General features: G+C 57.3%; 13 protein-coding genes and 1 riboswitch. Of the genes, 12 read left to right on the forward strand and 1 reads right to left on the reverse strand.

What is annotated here, in order from left to right:
- The first annotated feature begins 19 nt into the window (after nt 1–19).
- Complete coding sequence (locus tag E2L05_RS05840; protein WP_133341960.1) at nt 20–931, forward strand: glycosyltransferase; 912 nt, start codon at nt 20–22, stop codon at nt 929–931.
- A 354-nt stretch (nt 932–1285) separates the two neighbouring features.
- Here the strand turns inward: E2L05_RS05840 and E2L05_RS05845 are convergent, their stop codons facing one another.
- On the reverse strand, nt 1286–1996 hold the full coding sequence (locus tag E2L05_RS05845) for a Crp/Fnr family transcriptional regulator (protein WP_243721886.1): 711 nt from the start codon (nt 1994–1996) through the stop codon (nt 1286–1288).
- A 372-nt stretch (nt 1997–2368) separates the two neighbouring features.
- Nucleotides 2369–2476: riboswitch (guanidine-I (ykkC/yxkD leader) on the forward strand.
- 84 nt (nt 2477–2560) lie between these two features.
- On the opposite strand from E2L05_RS05845, the gene E2L05_RS05850 reads away from it, so the two are divergent.
- From E2L05_RS05850 to E2L05_RS05900, 11 genes are all read left to right on the forward strand, one after another.
- Nucleotides 2561–3622, forward strand: coding sequence for a putative urea ABC transporter substrate-binding protein (locus tag E2L05_RS05850; RefSeq protein WP_133341961.1), 1062 nt, complete (start codon nt 2561–2563; stop codon nt 3620–3622).
- Between the two features lie 11 nt (nt 3623–3633).
- Entirely contained in the window at nt 3634–4446 is an 813-nt protein-coding gene (locus E2L05_RS05855) for an ABC transporter permease (protein WP_133341962.1), read from the forward strand.
- Entirely contained in the window at nt 4443–5210 is a 768-nt protein-coding gene (locus E2L05_RS05860; RefSeq protein WP_133341963.1) for an ABC transporter ATP-binding protein, read from the forward strand. Before E2L05_RS05855 ends, E2L05_RS05860 begins: the two co-directional genes overlap by 4 nt.
- Entirely contained in the window at nt 5191–6435 is a 1245-nt protein-coding gene (locus E2L05_RS05865; RefSeq protein ID WP_133341964.1) for an agmatinase family protein, read from the forward strand. The genes E2L05_RS05860 and E2L05_RS05865 overlap by 20 nt, the downstream gene beginning before the upstream one ends.
- The gene (locus tag E2L05_RS05870) at nt 6425–6874 is read left to right on the forward strand and encodes a hypothetical protein (RefSeq protein WP_133341965.1); all 450 of its coding nucleotides are present in this window, start codon (nt 6425–6427) and stop codon (nt 6872–6874) included. The genes E2L05_RS05865 and E2L05_RS05870 overlap by 11 nt, the downstream gene beginning before the upstream one ends.
- A gap of 62 nt (nt 6875–6936) precedes the next feature.
- Entirely contained in the window at nt 6937–7617 is a 681-nt protein-coding gene (locus E2L05_RS05875) for an HAD family hydrolase (RefSeq protein ID WP_341776732.1), read from the forward strand.
- On the forward strand, nt 7601–8563 hold the full coding sequence (locus tag E2L05_RS05880) for a sugar-binding transcriptional regulator (protein WP_133341966.1): 963 nt from the start codon (nt 7601–7603) through the stop codon (nt 8561–8563). The genes E2L05_RS05875 and E2L05_RS05880 overlap by 17 nt, the downstream gene beginning before the upstream one ends.
- A 133-nt stretch (nt 8564–8696) precedes the next feature.
- A complete protein-coding gene (locus E2L05_RS05885; protein ID WP_133341967.1) occupies nt 8697–10007 on the forward strand; it encodes an ABC transporter substrate-binding protein in 1311 nt (436 codons plus the stop codon).
- A gap of 121 nt (nt 10008–10128) precedes the next feature.
- Nucleotides 10129–10995: a carbohydrate ABC transporter permease gene (locus E2L05_RS05890; RefSeq protein WP_133341968.1), complete on the forward strand. Its 867-nt coding sequence runs from the start codon at nt 10129–10131 to the stop codon at nt 10993–10995.
- Nucleotides 10996–10997: 2 nt separating this feature from the next.
- Nucleotides 10998–11828, forward strand: a complete 831-nt coding sequence (locus tag E2L05_RS05895; protein ID WP_133341969.1) for a carbohydrate ABC transporter permease — start codon at nt 10998–11000, stop codon at nt 11826–11828.
- A gap of 10 nt (nt 11829–11838) precedes the next feature.
- Nucleotides 11839–12843 carry an ABC transporter ATP-binding protein gene (locus E2L05_RS05900; RefSeq protein ID WP_133341970.1) on the forward strand — a complete coding sequence of 335 codons (1005 nt, stop codon included), beginning with the start codon at nt 11839–11841 and terminating at the stop codon, nt 12841–12843.
- Nucleotides 12844–12884 lie beyond the last annotated feature (41 nt).

Here is a 12884-nt window from a genome sequence, read left to right on the forward strand (position 1 = left end):
CAGAAGAGAAAGCGCGAACATGCCAAAAGTTACAGCGATGGTTGTTTCGTACAACCATGAACGCTTCATTTCGGAGTGCCTTGCGTCAATTGAACAGCAGAACTTTGACGACTTGGAAGTTATCTGTGTGGATGACGGCTCTTCTGATGCTTCGCCAAAAATTGCGCATGAGTTCGATGCCATGGATGTGATGGTGTACGAAAAACCCAATGGCGGACCATCAGATGCTTTTAACTACGGTATCGAACGTGCATCCGGCGATATACTCATGATGATTTCTGCCGACGATACCATGCTTCCCGGGAGCATTGCCGCACGAGTAAACGCACTTGAAGATCCTGATGTCGACATTGTTTGTGGTCTGCCCACCTGGATTGGCGCGGACAGTCGCGATCTTCCGCCATCGGACTACCCCGATATATTTCTTCCTTTTGAATTGTCTCCTGAAGCTATGTTCCAACGACTTTTCTTTGAGGGTAATTTCATAAGCGCGCCAACGATTGCCATGCGCCGCGCAATCCATCACGAAACCGGTCCATTCGACCAACGGTTCGAACAATTGCAAGACTACGATTATTGGTTGCGAGCGGCAGCGTTGGGAAAGAAATTTTTTTGCATTGATCGCCCGTTGGTTGGCTATCGATGGCATGGTGGTAATCTATCAACGTCAAATTCAGAAAGGTCTGAAGCGGAGCTGTCCGAAGTTCGGAAAGCCGCTTTGCAACATGCCGACCAAATCTTCCTGTCAAAAGTACTTTATGAATCGGAAGAGATGTGTCTACAGGCAGGTTTATCGCACGAAGAGATTGCCAGTTTGCTGATGATAAAGCACAGGTCTCAAATCCTCTCAAATCTAGGTCGCCAACAGCTCCAGAAGCTGTTGGAAAACAATGAACGAAAGGAGGTTTTAAGGAACGAATTCTTGATATAGTTCGTTGACTGGGATTAGTATTCATATCCAATAAATGCTGGCGTGTTACCGGACGCGTGCCCGCTTGGGGCCAAATTTTTCACCCTGTTGCACTTTCCCAGCCACAGGAAATCTAGCGGAAAACTCTAGCCAAAAACGAAAACGTTTTCAGGTGGCAGAGCAACGGGACCTTCGGTGCACTCCGAAGGTTTTCGGCCAAGGTGACAAATTGAACGTAGCTCGCCATTGCGCAGTATGAAATCAGATAGCCAACTGTCGCTCTGTGCTGGTTTGGCTCTGCTAGACGGAGGGCGGGAAAAGGGAATGCTATAGGCGCGGTTTGCTCCGTAAAGGGCGCACTTCGTGATCTTCCGATCAAAGCCCCTCCAGCAAGTCCCCCACGCGGTGGATGATCACCTTCTGGCGCTTGGATGTGATAACGCCCTCTTTGCTCAAACGGGCCACAACGCGGCTTACCGCCTCTCGGTTGGCGCCAACATACGTTGCCATCTGTTCGTGCGTGGGCGCGGGGTGTATTACGCCTTCGGGGATCAATTGCTCGCGTTCCTGCGCCAGTCGCACCAGCAACATCCGCACACGCGTTTCCACATCGTGCACGATCAATCCGATCACCCGTTCATTTAGAACACGCGTTCGGGCCGCAAGGTCGATTGCAATGTTGCGCAGGATGCGGGGTTCTCGTTCGAGCCAATCTTGAAACGCATCGTTGTTCAGTCGCGCGATCCGGCTTCGCTCAGAAGCGGAAACTGTGATCGACCTTGGGCTTCCGTCCAGTGCCGACAATTCGCCGAAATATCGACCCGCACCCATTTCGGTAAACGAGACTTGCCTGCCGCCTTCGGTGATCAGCAATCCGATGACGCCGCCTGAGAGTACGACGTAAAAATCTCGGGACTCTTCACCCTGTTCGACAATAATTCGGCCTTCCAAAACGCTGAACTCTTGGAAATCATCGGCCAGTTTTAGAAGGCTTTCCTCCGGCACGCCGGAAAACAAAGGCATGTCCCCAAGCGCAGCGAGCAACCCAGTTGCAGACGCCGCCATTCGGCGTGGAGCAGTTGACATGTGTATTCCCCTATATTTCAGATCAAAGGGTATCACCGCGTAGCGGAAACTTTAAAGAAGAAAGACGCTGACTTGCTTCAAGCCAACACGCAGGGCTTGACGATGGGGCATTGGTGACAGTCCCTCCCCGGGCGCAAAAGTTTTTGGCGCCGGGTCAGCGACAATGTCTGGCTTAACCGAAACTTCGTTGCAGCCCAATTGCCCAAGTTCCTTGAGGTGTCTGCCTGAAATTGGGTACGGTTGCGCTAAATTTTTGACACATTGCCGCGCCAGTTTGCACAAAACTTACTCACCTGCCTCACGACCGCCCAAGGTCGGTGTTCTGTGCGCCCCTGTGCTTGGCGTGACGCCGAACTTCGGTGTCTGCTGGTGTGGCAGGGCACTTAGGGTTCCGCTTCCACAAGGAAGGTCAGGTCCGAGAAGGGCCGCCCGCGCGGCAAATTCCGCGACGGTACACGGCGGGCCAAAATCCCGGGAGAGTACTGTGCTGGTCCATCCGCGCATTCTTCTCATGTTCCGCCTCTGGACCGGCAGACACCACGGCGGAACGTATGAGGGGCTGTCATGCTTAGGAAAACAAGTTTAGCCGCAGCGATTGCGCTGGCCAGTGTCACATCTGCTGCCGAGGCGCAGGAAAAAACAGAGTTTCGCGTCGCTTGGTCGATCTATGTCGGCTGGATGCCATGGGGCTATCTGGAAGACAGCGGCATCATGGACAAATGGGCCGACAAATACGGCATCGACGTCGAAATTGTTCAAATCAACGACTACATCGAGTCGATCAATCAATATACCGCCGGAGCGTTTGACGGCGTGTCCGCCACCAACATGGACACGCTCTCGATCCCATCGGGCAGCGGGATAGACACGACCGCGCTGATCGTCGGTGACTATTCCAACGGCAACGATGCCGTTATCCTGAAGGGCGAAGGGACGTTGGAAGACCTGGCCGACAAGCCGGTCAATCTGGTGGAGCTTTCGGTCTCGCATTATCTGCTGGCGCGGGGACTGGATACAGTTGGCCTGACCGAAGCCGATCTGGGCGGGGTGTTGAATACGTCTGACGCCGACATGATTGCCGCTTTTGCAACCGATGATGTCGAAGCCGTCGTCACATGGAACCCGCTTGTGTCCACGATTTTGGAAACGCCGGGCGCGACCAAGTTGTTCGACAGCTCTGACATTCCCGGCGAGATCATTGACCTGATGGTGGTGAACACTGACACCCTCGAAGCGAACCCGGATTTCGGCAAGGCACTTGTCGGGGCGTGGTACGAGTTGATGGGGATCATGTCGTCTGACACGCCAGAAGGCATCGCCGCGCGCGAAGCCATGGCCGAGGCATCCGGCACGGACCTTGCCGGTTATGACGCGCAGCTTGCCTCTACGCAGATGTTCTTTGACCCGGCAGAAGCGGTTGCCTTTACCTCCGGCGAGGATCTTCCGGAAACCATGGTCAGTGTCGCCGAATTCTTGTTCGAAAAGGGCATCCTTGGCGAAGGTGCGCCAAGCGCTGACTTCATCGGTGTGGCGTATCCGAGCGGGGCGACGACGGGTGATGCCAACAATGTCACGTTCCGGTTCGATACGACCTACATGCAGATGGCCGCAGACGGCGAACTTTAAGGTCGCCTGCAATGCGTTTGATAAACCGACGTCCCGGCACGGCCTTGCGTGCCTTTCTCGCGCTGCTGCCGTTCCTCGCGGTCTTCGCGATCTATGCTGTGGCGTCGGATATCAGGCTCACGGCGAATCCGGCCGACAGGCTTCTTCCCGCGCCGTCCACGATTGTTGACACGGCGGCGCGGCTTTTCACAGAATCCGACCGGCGCAGCGGGCGAATCTTGCTTTGGCATGACACCGCGATCAGCCTGCAACGGCTGGCGCTGGGGGTTGGTATTGCCGCGTTGGGCGGTCTGGTCTTCGGGCTTTTGATCGGTCTTCTGCCACATGTCCGCGCTGCACTTGGCGGGTTCGTGGCAGTGGTATCGATGATCCCGCCACTGGCAATCCTGCCGATCCTTTTCATTGCGTTTGGGCTAGGGGAATTGTCCAAGGTGATGCTGATTATCCTTGGGATCATGCCGTTCCTGATCCGCGACCTTAGTCAGCGTGTGGCCGAAATTCCAACCGAACAACTGGTCAAGGCACAGACGCTTGGGGCCTCAAGCGCGGTGATTGCGTTGCGCGTGGCGCTGCCGCAGATCATGCCGCGTTTGCTGCAATCTGTCCGGCTGTCGCTCGGTCCCGCCTGGCTATTCCTGATCGCGGCCGAAGCGATCGCCAGTGACCTTGGGCTCGGCTACCGAATATTTCTGGTGCGCCGCTATCTGGCGATGGACGTAATCCTGACCTATGTGCTTTGGATCACAGCCCTGGCATTTCTGTTGGATTGGGCGCTGCGCCGTCTGTCGCGCCGGGCCTTCCCATGGGCGGAGACAGCGCAATGAGCTTTGTATCCGTCGAGAACCTGTTCCACAATTACGGGTCTCGCCCCATTCTGGAACGGATTAACCTGACCGCAGAGCAGGGCGAGTTCGTATCCCTTGTTGGTGCATCTGGCTGTGGAAAATCCACGTTCCTGCGGCTCTTGTTGGCACAGGAACAGCCCACGCGCGGCAGCATCAGGATCGATGGCGCACAGCCGGCAACAGAACCCGACCGGGCGCGCGGCGTCGTTTTCCAACGCTATTCTGTATTTCCGCATCTTACCGTGCGCGAGAACATCGTTGCCGGTGAAAGCCTGTCACGCCCTTTTGGCCGCTTTTTCGGGGCAGAGGCGCGGGCAGCGCGGGCGCGGGCGGACGCAGTGCTTGAACGTATCGGCCTTGCTCATGTCGGGTCGGCCTATCCAGCCACTCTATCGGGCGGCATGCAGCAGCGTCTTGCCATCGGCCAAGCATTGATTGCCAAACCACTTGTTCTGTTGCTGGACGAGCCATTTGGCGCACTTGATCCGGGTACGCGCTTATCAATGCATGACTTTCTACTGGAATTGCGCGCCGAGACGGGGATGACTGTCTTCATGGTCACGCATGACCTTGAAGAGGGGTTCAAGCTTGGTGACCGTGTTCTGGTGTTTGACAAGCCGCGCTGGGATCCAACAGATCCAGAGGCTTACGGCGCGACCATAACCTATGATTTCGATGCACGGAACGGGGGCATCCCGTTCCAGACTACCAAGGAGGATATCCATGCTCACGGGCCAAACTAGGCGTTCCCGTTCCCACCATCCCGCGGATCAGGCGCGCCCTGAGCGCCGGGCGCATCACCCGGACCTGACCAAGCTTGGTGGGTGGCGCGCGATGAAGGCCGAGGCCGAACTTCCTGAGGGGCGTTGGGATGAAGAACGCCGCTGGGCCCTGCGCATGGGTCTGACCGGCGCGAACACCATCGAGGACAAGTCGATCCCGACCTTCGCGCGGGGGGAGTTGCCGCACTACGCTGGCATCAACACTTTCCTTAAAGCCCCCTATGCCGAGGATGTGCTGGAGGTGGCCAATTACGACGCGACGGTTCTTGGCATTCCGTTTGATGGCGGCACGACCTATCGGCCCGGCACACGCTTCGGTCCGCAAGGACTGCGCAAGATCAGCGCGCTTTACACGCCCTATAATTATGAACTTGGCGTCGATCTGCGCGAACAGATGACCCTATGTGATGCCGGTGATGTGTTCACGATCCCGGCCAACCTGGAAAAGAGCTTCGATCAGATCAGCCGCGCGGTTTCTCACGTCTTTTCAAGTGGGTCTCTGCCGATCATGATCGGTGGTGACCATTCCATCGGATTTCCCTGCGTGCGGGGCATCGCCGACTGCACCAGCAAGAAGATTGGGATCGTGCATTTCGACCGCCACGCGGACATCCAGGAAAAGGATTTGGATGAACGTATGCACACAACCCCATGGTTTCACGCAACAAACATGCCAAACGTCCCAGCCAAGAACTTGGTGCAGGTGGGCATCGGTGGCTGGCAGGTCCCACGCGAAGCGGTCAAGGTTGCGCGCGAACGTGAGACCAACATCATCACCATGGCCGACATGGAACGGATGGGCGTTGATCGCACCGCCGAGATGGCGTTGGAAATGGCGTGGGATGGGGTCGACATGGTCTACATGTCCTTCGACATCGACAGCATCGATTGCGGATTCGTGCCCGGCACCGGGTGGCCTGAACCCGGTGGGTTCTTGCCGCGCGAAGCTTTGGCGCTGGCGTCAAAAGTCGCTGCAGAAGGCATCTGCGGAATGGAACTGGTTGAGGTGTCGCCCCCCTATGACACGTCCGATATCACCGCACTGATGGGCACTCGCGTGATTGTCGATGTGCTTGGCGCGATGGTCAGCGCCGGAACATTAGGCAAACACAAGAAGCATATCGACAAGCCTGTCAGCATTCCTCATGGCGAGTTTGAAGGAAAGCGGTGGTCGAATGCCACATGACCATGCACCGTCCGGGGCCGACCATCATCATGGGGCAGGGCACAACCATGCCCATGGCGACCATTTGCACAGTCACGGCAAACCCGACGATGCGGCGTCAGACCTTCAGGTTCTGACGGCGCAGTTCATCGATGGTTTTGTGCAGGCGGCCGACAAGTCAGCCTATCTTCGGCTTGCGGGGGTTCCGTTTGAGCGCCCCGGAGTTGGTGGGAAGACCGCGCTGAAGCTGGTCGATGTGCAACTGTCAACAGAGTGGCAGGTCGGAACAGCCGCGCCATCGTTCGGATCGCGTGAATTATCATATTTGCCCTATCCAGGCGAAATGGTACGCGAGCGGACGAACATGTCCTTGATCTACGTCTCGATGGACGAAAAATCGCCGCTCGATATCCGGCAGTTTCTGTCAGACCGGATGGCCAAGGATCAGGCCGCCTATTGAAGGCATCGACAATCACCAAAAGAACCGGCTAGCTTCGCGATCAATCGCGGAGCTAGAGGGGCATGATGATTGATCTGGTAATTTTTGATTGCGATGGTGTTCTGATCGACAGCGAGGACATCAGTGCGCGCCAACTTGTGGATGAACTGGCAAAACGTGGGGTCGACATCGATCTTGCTTATGTCGCTCAACACTTTCTTGGCCGCAGCTATCCCGTTGTTATGAAACAGATCCGCGACAATTTTGGCATTGAGCTCACGGCAGAGTTCGAAGAGCAGTACCGTGAAAACCTCCTAGCTGCATTTGAAACAGACCTGCGTGCAATTCCGGGGGTTAGTGACGTTTTGAACGGGTTGCACCGCGACTTTTGTGTGGCCACAAGTTCAAGTCCGGCACGGGTCCGCCGGTCATTTGAGATTGTCGGTTTTGATCAGGTGTTCGAAGGCCGTGTGACGACAGCAGTCGAGGTCGAGCGTGGAAAGCCGGCGCCCGATCTCTTTCTTTTGGCGGCAGCCAAACGGGGTGTGCCGCCCGAACGCTGTCTTGTTATCGAAGACAGTGTGACTGGCGTGAAAGCCGGGCTTTCGGCGGGGATGAAGGTTTGGCGATTTACCGGCGGAAGCCATCTCCGCGGCCTCGGGGATTCAGCCGGGGCAATCGGAACATTTGCAAATTTCGAGGAACTGCCCCACCTTGTGCCCGAAATATTTACTGCGAAAGACAGCCATGACGTTGCACCGTAGAACTGACGCAGACACCACCTCGCTGGATGAAGCGGCGAGGGCTGGTTGGCTATATTACGTAGGTGGCAAGACGCAAGATCAGATCGCTCGTGATCTGGGGATCTCTCGGCAAAGGGCGCAACGCTTGGTCTCCAAAGCGGTGTCCGAAGGGTTGATCCACATGCGGCTGGATCATAAAACGGCGGCTTGTCTCGACCTAGAGGCGCGGCTGATAGCCAAGTTCAATTTGAAATTTGCGCGTGTCGCCATAGGCTTGGGTGAGGGTGCAGACCCGGTGGGGTCCGTGGCGCCGGCAGCCGCGGCTGAAATCGAACGTGTTCTGTCGCAAAGCGAACCACAGATCGTGGGCTTGGGTACCGGCCGGATGCTGCGCGCAGCCGCCGAAGGGTTGCGCACGATGGAATGCCCGCAACACAAGTTGGTGTCGCTGATTGGGAACATCTCACCAGATGGAACTGCGTCCTTCTTTGACGTCATCATGCGAATCGCGGCCAAGGTTCAGGCCCCCCATTTTCCCATGCCACTGCCTGTGATTGCGTCGTCCAGGGAAGAGCGGGCAGCTTTTCTCGCCTTGGCGCCTGTTCAACGGGCCCGCGACTTGGCCAAGAGCGCGACAGTGGCTTTTGTTGGAGTCGGCGAGATGACGGGCACTCCACCTCTCTTGAAGGACGGGTTTCTCAGTCGCGAAGAATTGGCTGCGATGCAGGCACAGGGTGCCGTGGGCGAAATCTGCGCGTCGGCATACAATGCAGAGGGGAAATACCTTGCTGCGGACCTTAATGCGCGTGTTACGGGCGTAAAAGTTGTCTCGGACAACGACGCATTGGTGGTCGGCGTCGCAGCTGGCCCCGCAAAAGTGAACGCACTCGATGCCGCGCTGAAGGGCCGGATCCTGAACGCGCTGGTTACGGACGAGGCAACAGCATTGGCTCTTCTGTCGGTTTGATTTCTCAACCTGCACGTCAAAAAACCATGAAAGTGTGGACCCGGCCCAATAAAGAGGCTTGACTGGAATCGATGGTTGTGTGAGCAATTACTCATATGTTGAGTTAATGCTCACATTTTTAGGGAGGACTACCATGACGAAGAGAACCCATGCGCTTTTGGGCGCGTGTGCTGTTGCCGCGTTGTCGACTGCAGCTTTTGCTCAGGACACGATCACGATTGCGACCGTGAACAATGGCGACATGATCCGTATGCAGGGCTATACGGATACGTTCACCGAGCAGACCGGCATTGAGGTCGAGTGGGTGACACTTGAAGAGAACGTGCTGCGTCAGCGGGTCACCACGGACATCACCACCAAGGGTGGCCAGTTCGATATCATGACCATCGGCATGTACGAGACGCCGATCTGGGGCGCCAACGGCTGGCTTGTTCCGCTGGACGGCATGTCTGCCGAGTACGATGTCGAGGACATTCTGCCTGCCATGCGCAACGGGTTGAGCCACGATGGCACGCTTTATGCGGCGCCGTTTTATGGCGAAAGCTCCATGGTCATGTATCGCACGGATCTGATGGAAGCTGCCGGTCTTGAAATGCCGACTGCTCCGACGTGGGAATTCATCCGCGAAGCCGCTGCGGCGATGACTGACCGCGACAACGAGATCAACGGCATCTGCCTGCGCGGCAAAGCTGGTTGGGGTGAAGGCGGCGCGATCATCACCGTCACGGCCAACTCATTCGGTGCCCGCTGGTTCGACGAAGACTGGACTGCCCAGTTCGATCAGCCCGAATGGGCCGAAGCGATCAACTTCTACGTCGACATGATGAACGAGTCCGGCCCGCAGGGCTTTGCGACCAACGGCTTCAACGAAAACCTGTCGCTGTTCCAGCAGGGCAAGTGCGGCATGTGGATCGACGCAACTGTTGCGGCGTCCTTCGTGACCAACCCGGACGAGTCGACCGTGGCCGACTCGGTTGGCTTCGCTCTGGCGCCGAACAAGGACGGTGTGTCCAAGAAGGCGAACTGGCTCTGGGCCTGGGCGCTTGCGATCCCTGCGGGCACCCAGAACGAAGAGGCTGCCAAAACCTTCATCGAATGGGCGACCTCGAAAGAGTACATCGGCCTGGTTGCGGCCAACGAAGGCTGGGCCAACGTGCCTCCGGGTGCCCGTGCATCGCTGTATGCGACACCTGAGTACCAGGAAGTTCCGTTCGCACAGATGACGCTGGACTCGATCCAGGCGGCGGACCCGAACAACCCAACGGTTGAGCCGGTTCCCTATGTTGGCGTCCAGTTCGTTGCGATCCCCGAATTCGCTGGCATGGCCACCGAAGTCAGCCAGGAATTCTCGGCAGCTTACGCCGGTCAGCAGACCGTCGAAGAAGCGCTTGAGAAGGCGCAGGCGATCACCAACGAGACCATGGAAGCCGCTGGCTACCGCTAAGCTTCGGCAGTGAATACCCGGGGGGCGGTACATCCGCCCTCTGGATCTGTTTTCCTCGAATTTGCACAGAAATTTGATTGGGCGCCGCGTGCCGCCGCCCGGCAATGAGGAGTTGCATCCAATGGCAACCAAAGCTTCCCGATCCGCAGCCCGCATAATGATTGCCCCGGCAGTTATTCTGCTTCTGGGCTGGATGCTTGTTCCGCTGATCATGACATTGTGGTTCTCGTTCCGGACCTATCTGCCGCTGCGTGGTGGCGATCAGGGCTGGACCGGATTTGACAATTACGTCCGATTTGTCTCTTCGTCGTCTTTCTGGCCGTCGATCATGACCACGCTGACCATCGTGGTGTCTGTTTTGGTCATCACTGTGGTGCTGGGCATTTTGCTGGCCATGCTGCTGGACCAACCGATGTGGGGCCAGGGCGTTGTCCGGATCCTGGTGATTGCCCCCTTCTTCGTGATGCCGACCGTGTCCGCGTTGGTGTGGAAGAACATGTTCATGGATCCGACGAACGGCCTGTTCGCCCATTTGTGGCGGTTCTTCGGGGCCGATCCGATCAGTTGGATGTCTGATGCTGCGATGCCGTCGATCATCATGATCGTGAGCTGGCAGTGGCTGCCTTTTGCAACGCTGATCCTGCTGACGGCGATCCAGTCGCTGGACGGGGAACAGCTGGAAGCCTCTGAAATGGATGGTGCTCCACTGCTCAAGCGCTTTTATTACATCATCCTTCCGCATCTCGGACGCGCGATCACCATCGTGATCCTGATCCAGACGATCTTCCTGCTGGCTGTCTTTGCAGAGATCCTGGTGACAACGGGCGGCGCATTTGGAACCCGAACCCTGTCGTACCTGATCTTCCAGCGTGTTCTGGAAAGCCAAAACATTGGTCTTGGCTCCGCCGGTGGCGTCTACGCCATTATCCTTGCAAACATCGTGGCGATCTTCCTGATGCGGATCGTCGGCAAGAACCTGGATAACTGATCATGTCACGAGCTGTTACACCCCGCCGCAAGCTGATCAACACCACCATCGCCTGGGCGATTGGCTTGCTCATCTTCTTCCCGATCCTGTGGACGATCCTGACGTCCTTCAAAACCGAAGGGCAGGCGATCGCGAGCCCGCCGATCTTCCTGAACTTCGACTGGACGCTGGAAAACTACGCCGTCGTGATGGAGCGTTCGAACTATATGCGCTTCTTGTGGAACTCGATCATCATCGCCGGTGGTTCCACGATCCTTGGTTTGATCATCGCGGTTCCCGCGGCCTGGTCCATGGCCTTTGTGCCCTCCAAGCGGACCAAGGATATCCTGCTGTGGATGCTGTCGACCAAGATGCTTCCCGCGGTTGGCGTGCTCTATCCAATCTACCTTCTGTTCATTGAACTGGGTCTGCTGGACAGCCGCACGGGTCTGGTCATCGTGATGATGCTGATCAACCTGCCGATCATCGTCTGGATGCTGTACACCTATTTCCGCGAGATCCCGGGGGAAATCCTGGAAGCTGCGCGGATGGACGGTGCCGCCCTGAGGCAAGAGGTGCTGTATATCCTGACGCCGATGGCCATTCCGGGCATTGCATCGACCATGCTGCTGAACTTCATTCTGGCCTGGAACGAAGCGTTCTGGACGCTGAACCTGACCGCGGCCAAGGCGGCCCCGCTCACCGCGTTCATCGCCAGCTATTCCAGCCCGGAAGGCTTGTTCTACGCAAAACTCAGTGCAGCTTCGACAATGGCAATTGCGCCGATCCTGATCCTTGGCTGGTTCAGCCAGAAACAACTCGTCCGTGGCCTGACCTTTGGCGCGGTGAAGTGAGGAAACGACTATGGGACAAATAACACTCGAAAAAGTCACCAAAAGCTTTGGCGACGTCAATGTCATTCCGCCACTGGACCTGCAGATCAACGAAGGCGAGTTTGTGGTCTTCGTTGGCCCGTCAGGCTGCGGCAAGTCCACCCTGCTGCGGCTGATCGCCGGGCTGGAGGATGTGACCTCGGGCGCGATCAAGATCGACGGGACCGATGCCACGAACTTGCCGCCCGCCAAGCGCGGTCTGGCCATGGTGTTCCAATCCTATGCGCTTTATCCGCATATGTCGGTGCGCAAGAACATCGCCTTCCCGCTGAAAATGGCGAAGATGGACCCGGCAGAGCAGGAGCGGCGCGTGAACTACGCCGCCAAGGTGCTGAACCTGACCGACTATATCGACCGTCGTCCGGGGCAGTTGTCGGGCGGCCAACGCCAGCGTGTCGCCATCGGCCGTGCCATTGTGCGCGAACCGTCGGCCTTCCTGTTCGACGAACCGCTGTCGAACCTGGATGCGTCACTGCGGGTCAACATGCGTCTGGAAATCAGCGAATTGCATAACTCGCTGGCCACCACGATGATCTATGTGACCCACGATCAGGTCGAAGCGATGACCATGGCCGACAAGATCGTCGTGCTGCGGGCGGGCAATATCGAACAGGTCGGATCCCCGCTGGAGCTGTATCGCAACCCGCGCAACACCTTTGTCGCCGGCTTCATCGGCTCGCCGAACATGAACCTGTTCAGCGGCGCTGCCGCAGCCGAACACGGCGCGGCCACCATCGGCATCCGCCCCGAGCACATGGACCTGTCCACCGAAACCGGCACCTGGAAAGGCGTCGTAGGCGTGGCCGAGCACCTTGGTTCCGACACGTTCCTGCACATCCACGAAACGGGCCTGGCCGAAATGGTCACCGTCCGCGCAAGCGGAGAGTTCGCAGTCAAACACGGCGACACAGTCTACCTCACTCCCCAGGCAGACAAACTCCACAAGTTCGACAAAGACGGACTAAAAATCGCGTAAACCAACCGGGCCGGAATAAAAACCGGCCCAATGAAATGCGT

Source organism: Meridianimarinicoccus aquatilis (assembly GCF_004358675.1).
Lineage (GTDB): Bacteria > Pseudomonadota > Alphaproteobacteria > Rhodobacterales > Rhodobacteraceae > Meridianimarinicoccus > Meridianimarinicoccus aquatilis.